Annotated in this window: 15 protein-coding genes; 8 read left to right on the forward strand and 7 right to left on the reverse strand. The window is 64.4% G+C overall.

What is annotated here, in order from left to right:
- The first annotated feature begins 5 nt into the window (after positions 1-5).
- Both dapC and AC3A4Z_RS05310 read left to right on the forward strand, forming a co-directional pair.
- On the forward strand, positions 6-1154 hold the full coding sequence (gene dapC / locus AC3A4Z_RS05305; RefSeq protein ID WP_498710560.1) for a succinyldiaminopimelate transaminase: 1149 nt from the start codon (positions 6-8) through the stop codon (positions 1152-1154).
- A gap of 262 nt (positions 1155-1416) precedes the next feature.
- Positions 1417-2703 (forward strand): citrate synthase, encoded by a 1287-nt coding sequence (locus tag AC3A4Z_RS05310; protein ID WP_498710562.1) that lies wholly within the window; start codon positions 1417-1419, stop codon positions 2701-2703.
- 139 nt (positions 2704-2842) lie between these two features.
- On the opposite strand, the gene galE is transcribed toward AC3A4Z_RS05310, so the two are convergent.
- Complete coding sequence (galE, locus tag AC3A4Z_RS05315; protein ID WP_493969937.1) at positions 2843-3856, reverse strand: UDP-glucose 4-epimerase GalE; 1014 nt, start codon at positions 3854-3856, stop codon at positions 2843-2845.
- A 129-nt stretch (positions 3857-3985) separates the two neighbouring features.
- On the opposite strand from galE, the gene AC3A4Z_RS05320 reads away from it, so the two are divergent.
- Together AC3A4Z_RS05320 and AC3A4Z_RS05325 are read left to right on the forward strand one after the other, a co-directional pair.
- Positions 3986-4594: a TetR/AcrR family transcriptional regulator gene (locus tag AC3A4Z_RS05320; protein ID WP_498710563.1), complete on the forward strand. Its 609-nt coding sequence runs from the start codon at positions 3986-3988 to the stop codon at positions 4592-4594.
- A 98-nt stretch (positions 4595-4692) separates the two neighbouring features.
- Positions 4693-5304, forward strand: coding sequence for a hypothetical protein (locus AC3A4Z_RS05325; RefSeq protein ID WP_498710564.1), 612 nt, complete (start codon positions 4693-4695; stop codon positions 5302-5304).
- 9 nt (positions 5305-5313) lie between these two features.
- Here AC3A4Z_RS05325 and AC3A4Z_RS05330 read toward each other — a convergent pair whose 3' ends face one another.
- Positions 5314-6171 carry a transglycosylase SLT domain-containing protein gene (locus AC3A4Z_RS05330; RefSeq protein ID WP_498710566.1) on the reverse strand — a complete coding sequence of 286 codons (858 nt, stop codon included), beginning with the start codon at positions 6169-6171 and terminating at the stop codon, positions 5314-5316.
- A gap of 6 nt (positions 6172-6177) precedes the next feature.
- Complete coding sequence (gene dapD, locus AC3A4Z_RS05335) at positions 6178-7206, reverse strand: 2,3,4,5-tetrahydropyridine-2,6-dicarboxylate N-succinyltransferase (RefSeq protein ID WP_498710568.1); 1029 nt, start codon at positions 7204-7206, stop codon at positions 6178-6180.
- Positions 7207-7256: 50 nt separating this feature from the next.
- Here dapD and dapE point away from each other — a divergent pair, with 50 nt between their 5' ends.
- Positions 7257-8393 (forward strand): succinyl-diaminopimelate desuccinylase, encoded by a 1137-nt coding sequence (dapE, locus tag AC3A4Z_RS05340; protein ID WP_498710570.1) that lies wholly within the window; start codon positions 7257-7259, stop codon positions 8391-8393.
- Positions 8394-8500: 107 nt separating this feature from the next.
- Here dapE and AC3A4Z_RS05345 read toward each other — a convergent pair whose 3' ends face one another.
- From AC3A4Z_RS05345 to AC3A4Z_RS05360, 4 genes are all read right to left on the reverse strand, one after another.
- Positions 8501-9340 (reverse strand): ABC transporter permease subunit, encoded by an 840-nt coding sequence (locus AC3A4Z_RS05345; RefSeq protein WP_493969943.1) that lies wholly within the window; start codon positions 9338-9340, stop codon positions 8501-8503.
- Positions 9337-9987, reverse strand: coding sequence for an ABC transporter permease subunit (locus tag AC3A4Z_RS05350; protein ID WP_493959251.1), 651 nt, complete (start codon positions 9985-9987; stop codon positions 9337-9339). Before AC3A4Z_RS05350 ends, AC3A4Z_RS05345 begins: the two co-directional genes overlap by 4 nt.
- Before the next feature lie 85 nt (positions 9988-10072).
- On the reverse strand, positions 10073-10960 hold the full coding sequence (locus tag AC3A4Z_RS05355; RefSeq protein WP_498710572.1) for a glutamate ABC transporter substrate-binding protein: 888 nt from the start codon (positions 10958-10960) through the stop codon (positions 10073-10075).
- 70 nt (positions 10961-11030) lie between these two features.
- Complete coding sequence (locus AC3A4Z_RS05360) at positions 11031-11786, reverse strand: amino acid ABC transporter ATP-binding protein (protein WP_498710574.1); 756 nt, start codon at positions 11784-11786, stop codon at positions 11031-11033.
- 104 nt (positions 11787-11890) lie between these two features.
- Between AC3A4Z_RS05360 and AC3A4Z_RS05365 the strand changes: the two genes are divergently transcribed.
- Genes AC3A4Z_RS05365 through AC3A4Z_RS05375 form a run of 3 tightly spaced genes read left to right on the forward strand, consistent with a single transcriptional unit; the run spans position 11891 to position 14440 of the window.
- Positions 11891-12673, forward strand: a complete 783-nt coding sequence (locus AC3A4Z_RS05365; RefSeq protein ID WP_498710575.1) for an LOG family protein — start codon at positions 11891-11893, stop codon at positions 12671-12673.
- Positions 12674-12704: 31 nt separating this feature from the next.
- Positions 12705-13196 carry a DivIVA domain-containing protein gene (locus AC3A4Z_RS05370; protein WP_498710576.1) on the forward strand — a complete coding sequence of 164 codons (492 nt, stop codon included), beginning with the start codon at positions 12705-12707 and terminating at the stop codon, positions 13194-13196.
- Positions 13193-14440, forward strand: coding sequence for a putative hexosyltransferase (locus AC3A4Z_RS05375; protein WP_498710578.1), 1248 nt, complete (start codon positions 13193-13195; stop codon positions 14438-14440). Before AC3A4Z_RS05370 ends, AC3A4Z_RS05375 begins: the two co-directional genes overlap by 4 nt.
- The last annotated feature ends 140 nt before the right edge of the window (positions 14441-14580 follow it).

The raw sequence follows: 14580 nt of genomic DNA on the forward strand, positions 1-14580 counted from the left end.
GAACGGTGACCGCAGCAGTGAATACGTTCGGCCTTGACCTGCCCGACTACCCGTGGGAGGCCATGGCGCCGTATCTCGCGAAGGCCTCGGAGCATCCCGGGGGAGCCGTCAACCTGTCCATTGGCACTCCGGTGGATCCCACGCCGGCCCTGATCCAGGACGCCCTGAAGGCTGCCGCGGATGCCCCCGGATACCCCACGGTCCACGGCACGCCCGCCCTTCGGGAAGCCATCGCGGGCTGGTTCGAACGCCGTCGCGGAGTGGCGGGGCTGGACCCCCGGAACATCATGCCAACCGTCGGTTCGAAGGAGCTCGTGGCCTGGCTGCCGCTGCTGCTCGGACTGAAGCCGGGTGACGTCGTCGTACGCCCCAGGGTTGCCTACCCCACGTACGATATCGGCGCCACCCTCGCGGGTGTCACCTCCGTGGCAACCGACAACCTGGACGAGCTCGACGACGCGACCCGCTCCCGCGTTCGTCTCATCTGGGTCAATTCCCCGGGAAATCCCACGGGCAGTGTCCGCAGCGTTGAATCCCTGAAAGCGCTCGTGGTGCAGGCCCGGCAGCTGGGTGCCGTGGTGGCATCCGACGAATGCTATGCCGAGCTGGGCTGGGGTGACTGGGACGTCCAGCGCGGCGGCCAGGCAGTCCCCAGCATCCTGGACCCGCGGGTGGCCGGAGGGTCCCACCAGGGGCTCCTTGCCGTGTACTCGCTAAGCAAACAGTCCAACCTCGCAGGCTACCGTGCGGCCTTCGTGGCCGGCGATCCGGACCTGATGCCCAACCTCGTCAACAGCCGCAAGCACGCCGGCATGATCGTTCCCTACCCCGTGCAGGAAGCCATGCGTGTGGCGTTGGGCGATGACGCGCATGTGGAGGCCCAGAAGGACCTGTACCGCGGCCGCCGTGAACGGCTGGTTCCGGCGCTGCTGGACTTCGGGCTCGAGATCAAGGAATCCGACGCCGGCCTCTACCTTTGGTCGACGGCGGGGGAGAGCACCTGGGACACCGTGGCCCGGCTCGCGGAGCGCGGCATCGTGGTGGGTCCCGGCGTCTTCTACGGCGAGGCCGGCAACGGCTACGTCCGGGTTGCCCTCACGGGAAGCGACGAAAGGATCGACGCCGCCGTGGCCCGGCTGGCTTCGGCACCGTAATTGTCCGGGCACCGCGCCCGGCGCAGCGCCGTAACAATGGTGTGACTCCGGACACATCCGGCGCATTTTAGGGCACTTTGGAACGTCGCGGATTAGTGGCACCCGCCAAGGAGCGGGTACTTTTTAAGTGACTATCAATGGTGGCTTTCTACAAGAAGGCAGCCCGGGTGTTGGAACCTGTCTCCTCAGGCTTCGTGCGCGGCTCACCTGATGTTGGATCAAGCTTTCGACAGAGGCCCAGACGCCTCATGAAGGGGACTCCATGACTGAGACCAACAATGCTGCGACTCTGCTCCATGCAGGAGGCGAGCTCAAGCTGCCGCGCATCCAGGTTGTTGAAGGGAACGAAGGCTACGACGTTTCCAAACTGCTGAAGCAGACGGGCGCAGTCACCTTTGACCCCGGCTTCATGAACACAGCAGCCACAACCTCGGCTATCACCTACATCGACGGCGATGCTGGCATCCTGCGCTACCGCGGATACCCCATCGAACAGCTGGCACAGCACTCCAGCTTCCTCGAGGTGTCCTACCTGCTGATCTACGGCAACCTGCCCACTCCCACGGAGCTGGACGAATTCGACCAGAAGATCCGCCGGCACACCCTGCTGCACGAGGAGCTCAAGGGCTTCTTCGGCGGCTTCCCGCGTGACGCGCACCCCATGCCCGTCCTGTCCTCGGCCGTTTCGGCGCTGTCCACGTTCTACCAAGACTCGCTGGACCCGTTCAACGCCGAGCAGGTGGAAGTTTCCACCATCCGCCTCATGGCCAAGCTTCCGGTTATCGCGGCCTACGCCCACAAGAAGTCCATCGGCCAGCCCATGCTGTACCCGGACAACTCGCACAACCTCGTCGAGAACTTCCTGCGCCTCAGCTTCGGGCTTCCGGCTGAGCAGTATGAGGTGGACCCGATCGTGGCCAAGGCACTGGACCTGCTCCTGATCCTGCACGCGGACCACGAGCAGAACTGCTCCACGTCCACCGTGCGCCTCGTGGGCTCTTCCAACGCCAACCTCTTCGCCTCCGTCTCCGCAGGCATCAACGCCCTGTTCGGCCCGGCCCACGGCGGCGCCAACGAGGCCGTGCTGAAGATGCTCCGCCAGATCCAGGCCGATGGCACCAAGCCCGAGGACTACATGGAGAAGGTCAAGAACAAGGAAGACGGCGTCCGCCTCATGGGCTTCGGGCACCGCGTCTACAAGAACTACGATCCGCGTGCCAAGATCGTCAAGGCCACCGCCCACGAGATCCTCACCAAGCTCGGCGGCAACGACGAACTGCTGGACATCGCCCTGCGCCTGGAAGAGAAGGCGCTCAATGATGATTACTTCATCCAGCGCAAGCTCTACCCGAACGTCGACTTCTACACCGGCCTCATCTACAAGGCCATGGGCTTCCCGGAGAAGATGTTCACCGTGCTCTTTGCCATCGGCCGCCTTCCGGGCTGGATTGCCCAGTGGCGCGAGATGATCAGCGACCCGAACACCAAGATCGGCCGCCCGCGCCAGCTCTACATCGGCGAGCCGGAGCGCGACTACCCCGCCCGCTGATACCAGCCATTACGACGGCGGCCGTCCACCTCATCGAGGTGGGTGGCCGTTCGTTGTTAATGACCAAGAGAGCAACACGGGGTCACTAAACGCCCAATATAGGGGCCCCGAAGGGCATTTAGTGACCCCGCGTTGTTGTTCAGGAGTTGTAGCCGTTCGGGTTGTTTTTCTGCCAGCGCCAGTGGTCTTCGCACATCTGGTCGATGGTTTTGGTGGTGGACCAGCTGAGGTCGGCGAGGGCTGAGGTGGCGTCGGCCCAGAAGGCGGGCAGGTCACCGGCCCGGCGTGCGGTGATCTCGTAGGGGATGGGCTTGCCGACGGCCTTTTCGAAGCTGCGCAACACTTCCAGGACCGACGAACCGGTGCCGGAGCCGAGGTTCCAGCGGAACACCCCGGTGCGGTCCGTGATGTGGTTCAAGGCGGCGAGGTGGCCCTCGGCCAGGTCCACCACGTGGATGTAGTCGCGCAGGCAGGTTCCGTCCGGGGTGTCGTAGTCACCGCCGAAGACCATAAGTTTCTCGCGTCGGCCCACGGCGACCTGGGCGATGAAGGGGACGAGGTTGTTGGGGATGCCCTGGGGGTCTTCGCCGATCCGGCCGGAGGGGTGGGCGCCGACAGGGTTGAAGTAGCGCAGCAGGGCGATGTGCCAGCGGGGATCGGCGGCGCCGAGGTCGGAGAGGATGTCCTCGATCTGTTCCTTGGTGCGGCCGTAGGGGTTGTTGGCGCCGATTTCCATCTTCTCGACGTACGGGATGGGATTGTGTTCGCCATAGACGGTGGCGGAGGAGCTGAATACGATGGAGCGGACGTTATGCCGGTCCATGGCGCGGATCAGGTTCAGGGTGCCCACGAGGTTGTTGTAGTAGTAGTTCAGCGGTTCCCGGACGGATTCGCCCACGGCCTTGAGCCCGGCGAAGTGGATCACGGCGTCAACGTCGTTCTCGGCGAAGACCTTCTCGACGGCGGCCTCGTCCACGAGGTCCACGTGGTGGAACTGCGCTGTTTTGCCGGTGAGCTCTGCGACCCGGCGGAGGGACTCCTCGCTGGAGTTGACCAGGTTGTCGATGACCAGCACGTCATGGCCGGCTTCCTGCAGGGACAAAACAGTGTGGGAACCGATGTAGCCGGTGCCCCCTGTAACCAGAATTTTCATGCTCCCAACGCTATCCCAACTGTTGCCGGTCCCGCCGGTAGAAGCCACATTGCGGCCAGGATGTCGGTGCTTTACGGGCAAACCGGCGAGCCCGGCTGCTATTGGGCACAGCCGTGCTAAATAAGAGGAGTGCCTAAAATCGTTCATGCCGCAGCCCGGCGCCAGGAAGTAGTCGAAGCAGTATGGCGGATCATCGCCGTCGACGGGTTGGAAAGAGCGTCGCTGCGGGAAGTGGCAGACGAGGCCGGGCTTGCCGTCGGCTCAGTGAGGCACTACTTTGCGGGCAGCGAGGAACTGCTGGCTTTCTCGTTCGCCACGGTAATTGACAGCATCGTGGGCAGGCTGGAGAAAGCGCTGCCAGGGTTGCAGGACCATCCGCCCGCAAGTGCCCAAGGGCGCACCGCCGTTTTAACACTGCTGGGCGAACTCCTGCCGCTGGATGAACAACGGGCGGTGGAATCCTGCGTGTGGATGGCCTTCCGCAATGCTGCCAGGATCAAACCGTTCCTTGCCGCCGAGGCGGACCGCAGCCACCGCGAAGTGGCCGCGGTCATGGGCCGGGTGGTCACCACTTTGGTTCCCGCCCACGAATCCGAGGAGTCGCTGGTGGTGGAGGCGGAGAGGCTTCTGGCCACCCTTGACGGCCTGTGCATGCATGCCCTGTTGCAGCCGGGATGGATGACCGCCCGGATGTGCACGGATGTCCTGGAGCGGCACCTCGATGGGTTGGCCCGGTGAATTTCATTAACGTCGGCAACGCGGGGGAATAGACTGATAGCCGGGGGCGCAACACCGGATCACCAGACCCGGCAGGAGCGCGCCAGGAAGGACCTCGGATGCAGCAGAAGACCGGTTCCGGGTGGCAGATCACCACCGACACATCCGGACCGATGATGATCGCCCTGTATATCCGCGATGCCGCCGGACTGGACGGGGCGGGCCATCCCGCACTGTCCCATGCAGCTCCCAAGATCCGTCACGCCGACCATTCCCATCTGACCGCCGATGTTGGCGGCCTGGGCGTGCTGAAGACCGAATGGGAGGCGTGGTGGGAACAGCTGCTGAAGGCGCACCCGCAGACATCCCCGGAGCTTTCCCCGCCCGAGTTCGAGGCCTTCGGCAATTCGCCCGCACTGCAGCGGGTGCTTCAGGCGCATTTCGGCTCGGCTCTCACCTGGGCCCGGGAACGCAGAAGCGAGTACGCCGAGCTCGAAGCTGAACGGGCCGCCAACGGTGCGGACCAGCTCCTGGAGGACATGGTGGATGACCGGCTGATGGAGGTGGGGCGCAACGCCCGCGACTTCAAGTTGACCATCATCGAACTGCCGTTGAATGAACAGCGGGCCTGGTACCTCGAGCCGGACAAGATCATTATGAGCCACCAGCTGATGAGCCAGCCGGAGCTGTTCCGCAGCTACGTCCAGCCTGTCGTGGAAATCCTGGTCTAGGAAGGGCCCTCAGGCCCCCGTGCCGGCCGCTGCTACAGTGATCCGCACCTGGCCGTCCGGGGTCGTCGATTGCTGCCAGCCGTCCCGGTCGTCGCGGTTCCAGGTCCGCCCGGCCACTTCCACCCGTGTGACGTCGAGGATCTTGGCGTTTGCTACAGCCCATTGCGCCACGGACCACGCCTGGCTTCCTTCGGCTTCCACCACCAGTGTCTGCCCTTCGACGCCCGAGACCGGGAGGCCATAAGCCTGGGCAAGCTGGTCCGAAACGGCGGCGGGGTCGCCGGCGGCACCTGCCGAGCGGAGGGTGCACTGGATGGCTTCGGGCGTCTCGCCGGTCAGCCCGGAGGCAAAAAAGCGTCCCATCTGCTCGTGCTGGGCGTAGGCGGTGGGAAACGCTGAACGCTGGACCCGCTGGGCAGCATCGGTGATCTCCATCGACTCGTAGCCGGGGATCTTGACCAGCGCGTCGTAAAAGGCGTTGGTGGCGTAGAAGGGGTCCATGATTTGCTCTTCGGTTCCCCAGCCCTGGGAGGGCCGCTGCTGGAACAGCCCCCTCGAATCCGGCCCGGCCTGGTCCCCATGTTCAATGTTGCGGAGCTTGGACTCCTGCATGGCCGTGGCCAAGGCTATGGTTGCGGCCCTCGGCGGGAGCCCGCGCTGGACCGCCACGGCGGTGATCAGGGAAGCGTAGACGGCCTGGTCCGGAGCCAGTTCAGCCGTCCTGCCATTAACGACGGCGGTGCAGCGCTCCGAAACCAAGGTTTCCGAGCGCTGCACAAAAAACACCGCCGCGTAGACGCCGCCGGCCAAAAGTGCGAGCGTGAGCAACAGCACCAGTAGGCGGCGCATGCCGCGTCTTCGTGCCATGCAGGATCAGTTGGCGTGCAGGGCGTCGTTCAGTTCCACGGTCTGGCCGGCGCGGGGGAGTACCTCCACGGCGCCCGTGGTGGAGTTCCGGCGGAACAGCAGGTTGGGGACACCCGAGAGTTCGGCGGCCTTGACGATCTTGGTGGTGTCCTCGCCCACCTCGTCCTTGGGGCCCGGCACGCGCACACGGGTTCCCGCCGTCACGTAGAGGCCTGCCTCGACCACGGAATCGTCGCCGATGCTGATGCCCACGCCGGAGTTGGCGCCTAGCAGGACCCGCTCGCCGATGGTGATCTTTTCCTTGCCTCCGCCGGACAGGGTGCCCATGATGGAGGCGCCGCCGCCCACGTCGCTGCCGTCACCGGTGACCACACCGGCGGAAATCCGGCCCTCGACCATGGACGTGCCCAGGGTTCCGGCGTTGAAGTTCACGAAGCCCTCGTGCATCACAGTGGTGCCTTCGGCAAGGTGCGCACCCAGGCGGACCCGGTCGGCGTCGGCAATCCTCACACCGGTGGGCACAACGTAGTCCACCATGCGCGGGAACTTGTCGATGCCGTAGACAGTCACGGCGCCGCGGCGCCGCAGCCGGGCGCGGGTCAGTTCGAAGCCTTCTACGGCGGTGGGGCCGAAGTTGGTCCAGACGACGTTGGGCAGCTTGCCGAAGATACCGTCCAGGTTGATGGTGTTCGGGCGGACCAGGCGGTGCGAGAGCAGGTGCAGGCGCAGGTAGGCGTCAGCGGTATCGGCCGGGGCCTCATCGAGGTTGATCTGTACAAAGACCACCTTCTGCTCGGTTCCGCGGTCCTCGTCGGTGCCGGCTTCGGCGATCCGGGTCAGTGCTTCGTCCGCGTTTTCCACTGCCCGCAGGTGTTCGGCAGCGATGCCCAGCGAGGGTGCGGGGAACCAGACGTCCAGCACGGCGGCATCTCCATTGGCGACGGCAATGGTGGCCACCCCAAAGCCATAGGCGGAACGTTCTTCAGTGGGGGCAGTCCGGGTTTCGGGCACAGCGGAGGAAGCAGTCTCAGTCATTGCCCCAGTCTATCGAGGGGCGGGGACCTGCTCCGAACTAGACTGGCTTCGTGACTGCCGAAACCGCTCCGGAATCTTCCACCCTTCCCCTTGACCTCCGCCAGGACGTCGCGCTCCTGACTGCCGCGATCATGGACATCAACAGTGTGTCCGGCAATGAAACGGATCTCGCCGACGCCGTCGAGGCGGCCCTGCGCACCATCCCGGAACTTAACATCGTGCGGGACGGCGACGCCATCATTGCCCGCACCGAGCTGGGCAATCCCGAACGGGTCATCCTGGCGGGACACCTGGACACCGTCCCGCTGCCCCTCGCCGAGGGATCCCTGGGTACTGTTCCGTCCAGCTGGGAGTCCGGTGTCCCCGGGGAGGGCGTCCTGTACGGCCGGGGCGCCACCGACATGAAGGGCGGCGTCGCAGTGCAGCTCGCCCTCGCTGCCACAATGTTCGACGGCGGGACCGCGCCAAAGCGCGACGTCACCTTTGTGTTCTACGACCATGAGGAAGTGGAAGCCGTCAAGAGCGGCCTGGCCCGGCTGGTCCGGAACCACGGCCACCTGCTCGACGGCGACTTCGCCATCCTCCTCGAACCCACCGACGGCACGGTGGAGGGCGGGTGCAACGGCACCAGCAGGTTCGAAGCGTCAACAGTTGGAGAAGCCGCCCACTCCGCACGCGCCTGGATGGGCAGCAACGCCATCCACGCCGCGGCGCCGATCCTCGCCCGGCTGGCTGCCTACCAACCCCTGACCGTCACCGTGGACGGCCTCGATTACCGTGAGAGCCTGAATGCGGTCCGGATCAACGGCGGCACCGCGGGCAATGTGATTCCGGACCGGTGCGTGGTGGAGATCAATTACCGGTTTGCGCCGGACAAAACGCCGGACCAGGCCGAAGCGGTGGTGCGGGAACTCCTTGACGGTTTTGACGTCGTCCGCACTGATGCCGCAGCCGGGGCGCGTCCCGGGCTCCAGCACCCGGCCGCCGCCTCCTTTGTTGCCGCCGTGGGAGCCGAGCCGAAGCCCAAATACGGCTGGACCGACGTCGCGCGTTTCAGCGAGCTGGGGATCCCGGCGGTGAACTTCGGGCCCGGCGACCCACTGCTGGCGCACAAAGACAACGAGCACGTGCATGCCGATGCCATCCGGACGTGCCTGCAGGCCCTGCAGGACTGGTTGGCAGGCTAACCTCCCAGGCACTCTGAACGCCGAAGCCGGCCCACGCCTTTAACAACAATGGCCCGGACCGCTGCACCCCAAGGGGACGCGGTCCGGGCCATTTGCTGTTTGACCGGTCAGGGCACCGGGGCTTCGGCTTTCTCGGGTTCGGCCTTGGCCACCCCGCCGGCTGCCTTCTTTGAACCCCGGCGCTCGATCCAGACCGCAATCCTGGAGACGAGGATGTTGATCGCGATGTAGATTGCCGCGGCCACAAAGAAGATGGGGAACAGGAACTGTGTTCCCAGGAAGTCCGCCATCACCTGCACCGCGCGCAGGAGCTCGCCGTACGCCACGATGTAGCCCAGCGAGGTGTCCTTGAGGAGCACCACCATCTGCGCCACCAGCGAGGGCATCATGCGCCGGATTGCCTGCGGCAGTTCGATCAGCATCCGGGACTTGAAGCTGGTGAGGCCGATGGCCAGGCCCGCTTCGCGCTGGCCCTTGGGCAGAGACTGGATGCCGGCCCGGATGATCTCCGCGAACACTGCCGAGTTGTAGAGCACCAGGCCGGTTACGACGGCGATGAACGGCGAGGTGCCGAAGCCCAGCAGGACGAACAGCATCATCAGGACCACGGGCATTCCGCGGAGGAATTCCAGCACCACCCGCGTGGGAATGCGGATGAACGCCACATCCGAGATGCGCAGCAGGCAGAGCGCCAGTCCCAGCGGGAAGGCGATCACGGCGGCCAGCGCGGCGGCGCTGAGCGTGGCGCCCAGGCCGTTGCCCAGCAGCATCCAGACGTCGCCGCGGGTGAAGATCTGCCACCGGCGGCCCTCAAAGATGCCCTGCTGGGCGAAGGTCATGATGATCCAGGCGAGCAGGCCCAGGATCAGCAGCGAACCGACAATAGAACCGATCAGGGAGATCCGGCGGGCCTTGGGGCCGGGAACGTCATAAAGTACCGAGCTCATCGGGCAATCGCCACCTTTCGTTCCACCGTACTGGCCAGGATGCCCAGGGGAACGGTGAGGAGCAGATAGAAGAAGGCAACGCCGAGCAGGACGGGGATTACGGCGTCACCGTTGGCGTTGGCCAGCTGCCGGCCGTAACCGAACAGTTCAAGGACAAAGAAGGCGCCGGCTACGGAGGAGTTCTTCACCAGGGCGATGAGGATATTGATCAGTGGCGGGATCACCGTCCGCAGTGCCTGCGGAAGGATGATGAGGTTCAGGACCTGCCCGAAGTTCATGCCTATGCTCCGGGCGGCCTCGGCCTGCCCAACGGGGACGCTGTTGACACCTGAGCGGACAGCTTCGGCGATGAACGCTGCGGTGTAACTGCTGAGGGCGATGATTGCGGCTATTTCGAACTGCTCGAATTTCACTCCGAGCCGGGGGAGGACGATGGCTGCGAAGAAGAAGGCGATGGTCAGCGGGGTGTTGCGGAGAACTTCCACGTAAACGGTGCTGAAGCCGCGGAGCGCTGCTACCGGGGAAACCCTGGCTGCCGCGAGCAGGGTCCCGAGCACCAGCGCGATGACCCCGGAAACTACGGAGAGGAAAAGCGTGCGGAGAAAACCGTTCCAGTACAGGGGCAGGTTTTCAAGAATGACGTCCATTGGATCCTTTGGCTGTGGGCGTGGACGGGTATGAAGGCTGTGGTTGCCGGGGCATCGAAGCCACCCCGGCAACCACAGTCGCTACTTAGTAACGGTTAATCTCGGGCAGCTCAGGGGCAGTCTTGATGACTGAACCCGCGGTCGCTTCCCATGCCTTCTTGTAGGAGCCGTCCTTCTCGAATGCCTCCAGCTGGTCGTTGATCCAGTTGCGGAACTCGGTGTCGTCCTTCTTCAGGCCGATGCCGTAGGGCTCCTTGGTGAAGGTCTCCTCCGAGGCGAGCTTGAAGGCGTCCGGTTCCTTGTCCACGAAGCCGGCGAGGATCACGTTGTCCGTGGTGACGGCTTCAACCTGCTTGTTGCGCAGCGGTTCCAGGCAGGCGGAGTAAGTGGCGGCGGGAACGAGCTCCGCGCCGTACTTGTCCACGATGGTTGCAGCCGGGGTGGAACCCGTGACGGAGCAGACCTTCTTGCCCTTGACGTCCTCGGGCTTCTTGATGGAGTCGTTGTCCTTGTTCACCATCAGTGCCTGGCCGGCCTCGTAGTACGGTCCGGCGAAGCTGACAACCTGCTTGCGCTTGTCGTTGATGGTGTACGTGGCGATGACCAGGTCAACCTTGCCCTGCTCGATGAACGGTTCGCGGTTGGCGGATACGGTCTCGGACCATTCGATCTTGTCCGCCGAGATGCCCAGCTTGGCGGCGATCAGCTTGCCGATTTCAACGTCGAAGCCGACAGGCTTTCCGTCCAGGCCAACCTGGCCGAAGAGTGGCTGGTCGTACTTGGTGCCGATCTTGATGGTGCCCGCGGAGGCGAGCTTTTCCATTGTGGTGCCGGCCGCGAAGGTGGGCTTTTCAGCCACGGTGGGGTCGCTGGTGGTACCGGTGCCGCCACCGCCGCACGCGCTCAGGGACAACGCGAGGGCAGCGGTAGCCGCCACGAAGAATGACTTCCGCCTGGTCAAAAATGCCTTCATGACATTCCTTTCATTGGTGGCCGTGGGTCACGGCCTGGGTGCGAACTGGGAGTGTTTGTTCGGAGGTGCTTCAGTGGGTGAGGAGCTTGGAGAGGAAATCCTTGGCACGGTCGCTCTTGGGATTGGTGAAGAACTCTTCGGGCGTGGCGTCCTCCACGATCTGGCCGTCTGCCATAAAGACCACGCGGTCCGCAGCCTTCCGGGCGAAGCCCATCTCGTGCGTGACCACGATCATGGTCATGCCCTCCTTGGCGAGCTGGACCATCACGTCCAGGACCTCGTTGATCATTTCGGGGTCCAGCGCCGAGGTGGGTTCGTCGAACAGCATGACCTTGGGCTTCATCGCCAGGGCCCGGGCGATGGCAACGCGCTGCTGCTGGCCACCCGAGAGCTGGGCGGGCAGCTTCGGAGCCTGGTGTCCGACGCCTACGCGTTCGAGCAGCGCCATGGCGTCCTTGTCCGCTGTTGCCTTCGCGACGCCCTTGACCTTGATGGGGCCCAGGGTGACGTTTTCGAGGATGGTTTTGTGTGCGAAGAGATTGAACGACTGGAAGACCATTCCGACGTCGGCACGGAGCTGGGCGAGTTCCTTGCCTTCCTCGGGAAGAACCTTTCCGTCGATGCTGATGGTGCCGCCTTCAATGGTTTCAAGACGGTTGATGGCGCGGCACAGGGTGGACTTACCGGAACCCGAGGGTCCGATGACCACAACAACCTCGCCCTTTCGGACCTGAAGATTGATGTCCTTCAAAACGTGCAGCTGGCCGTAGTGCTTGTTTACGGCGTCCAGGGAGACGAGGGCATCGCCGGGCACATGAGTAGTCATAGGAAGAATCTAGCGAACAACGCCAGGTTATGACGGGAATCACCCCAGGTTCCTGCGGATCGTGATTCAAGAGATACCTCGCACCGGCAGGTTAGCCTAGGGGAATGAGCATCAGTGCAGATCCGGCCAAAAACACCCAGCCGCGCCGTAAGGGGCCCCTTGAGCTTCGCCGTAAACAGGCGGCCGTGGAAATGTCTGACCAGCATCTGCTTGATACCAAAGGGCCTGGCCAGTTTGTCCACACGGATCCGTGGCGGGTCATGAGGATCCAAAGCGAGTTCGTGGAGGGCTTCGGGGCGCTTGCGGACCTGGGCCCGGCCGTGAGTGTCTTCGGTTCCGCACGGACAAAACCGGGCAGCCAATATTACGAGATGGGCGTCGAGGTGGGCCGGAAACTGGCCGAAGCGGGGGTTGCTGTCATCACCGGAGGCGGACCCGGTTCCATGGAAGCGGCCAACCGCGGCACCGTTGAAGGCAACGGCGTGTCCGTAGGGCTGGGCATCGAACTGCCGTTTGAGCAAGGCTTGAACCAGTGGGTGGACCTGGGCATCAACTTCAGGTATTTCTTCGCTCGCAAGACCATGTTCGTGAAGTACGCCCAGGGATTCATCGTCCTGCCGGGCGGCCTTGGCACCCTTGACGAGCTTTTTGAAGCCATGGTCCTGGTGCAGACCCGCAAAGTGACCTCGTTCCCCATTGTGCTGCTCGGTGTGGACTTCTGGAGTCCCATGATCGACTGGATCAAGGGGACGCTGGTGGCCGAGGGCATGGTTTCCGCCAAGGACCTGGACCTGATCCAGGTGGTGGATGACCCGGCCGAAGCAGTGAACCGGGTGCTGGGCGTAGGCATTACCCCTTCACTGAACGGCGAGCAGCGCCCGGAGTAGCCACGGGCGCCGCGTCTGGCACGATGGGATAGTGAGTTTTTTTCTGGTCTTCCTTGCCGTGCTGCTGATCGGCGCCGTCCTGTGGGCAAGTGTGGGGGCCCGTACCGGAAAGGGGAGCGGCCGTCCCTTGCCGGCCCTGCTGGATGCCGGCGTGGAGGAACCGCCGGCGAACCTGCCGCCGGTCCTGCTGCCCGCCAACGCTGCACCGCAGGACGTGGACAGCGTCCGCTTTGCGCTGGGCCTGCGGGGTTACCGGATGGACCAGGTGGACCAGGTACTTGACGAGCTGCGCGACCAGCTGGCCGCGAGCCGGCATGAAGTGGAGGCGCTGAAGGTCCGGCTGGCGGCCCTGGAACAGCGCGCGCTCGAGCCCGGAGCGCAGGAAGCGCTGCATCGGGAAGCCGGTCCGGAAGCCCATGCGCCCGGAACACCTGAGCCGGAAACAGCTGAGAACAGTACGGATGAATACAGCGCGGGTGAGCAGCGCGCGGAGAAACCGGTACCGGTGGAGGGGCAGGCTTGAGTACTGCCACCCGGCGGGGAACAGGCGTCGCGGCCTCCGTCCAGGCAGTGGCGCTGCGCCTCAGCGCGGCTGTCCGGGCCTGGCCATGGTGGCTGCAGGTGTCTGCCATCTATGTCCTGGCGAGGCTGGTCAGCGCCGGCATCTTTATGGCCGCGGCTCTGCACCAGGGACCCAACCCCTGGTTTCCCCCAAAGCCTGACTACTGGAACTTCATCAACATCTGGGATGCCCGGTGGTATGCCAGGGTGATCCAGGGCGGCTATCCCAGCACCCTGCCGGTGGATGCTGCAGGCAACGTGCAGGAGAATACCTGGGCGTTTTATCCCTTGTTTCCTTCCCTTGCAGGCGGCCTGAGCGGCCTCACCGGGTGGACTCCCGCCGCGTCGTTGACCATCATCGCAATGTTGTCCGGCCTGGCCGCCGCCCTGGTGGTGTACACGTTGTTCCGGGAGAAGGCTGCCCACGGAACCGCGCTGTGGGGCGTGGCGTTCTTCGCCACGTTCCCCGTGTCCGCGGTGCTCCAGGTGCCTTATGGCGAGCCGCTGTCATTGCTGCTGCTCGGGGCGGCGCTGCTGCTGGTGATCCGCCGGCAGTACTTGTGGGCCATGCCGCTGGTGGTGCTGCTGTGCCTTTCGCGGCCGGTGGGCGTTCCCTTCGCCGCGACGCTCGGTTTCCTCCTGATTTTCCGCCTGGTGCAGCGCCTGCGCCGGAGTGGGCCGGAACCACATTCGACGCCGGACCTCATGGCACTCACCACGCTGACGGCAGTGGCTGGCGCTTCCGCGCTGGCTTGGCCTGCCGCCGCATGGGCGGCCACGGGGGATATCGAGGCCTACACCAAGACCGAAACCGTCTGGCGGGGCGAGGACCTGGTGCCCTTCAAGCCCTGGTTCGATACGGGCGCGGACCTCTTCGGCCCGGTGCTGGGCATGCTGGCGCCGTTCGTTTTTGTGGCACTCTTCGCGGCGATGCTGTACCTGCCGGCGGTGGTCCGTCTCGGCGTCGAACTTCGCCTGTGGTGCGCCTGCTACATGGGGTACCTGGTCATGTTCCTCCACCCGCAGACCAGTACGTTCCGGATGCTGCTGCCGCTTTTCCCGCTGGCGCTCGGGGCCGCGCTGCTGTCCCGGTCCAAGGCTTACCGGGGCACGGTGGTGGTGATGTTCCTGCTCCTGCAGATCGTCTGGATCGTCTGGCTGTGGGCCTGGGCGCAATTGCCGGGCGGTGGCGATTATCCGCCCTAGGAATTTTGGACTTCATTGCAGGTCAGAGTGCAAATTGTGCCCCGCCGGAAATGTCCATCGATTAGCTACGCGCGGGTAATTCCGCGATAATGGTAGGTAAGCAAGGACAATAAGCATTCAGAATACGCGCGGCCCTGGCG

Source organism: Arthrobacter sp. Soil_C_49 (assembly GCF_057656635.1).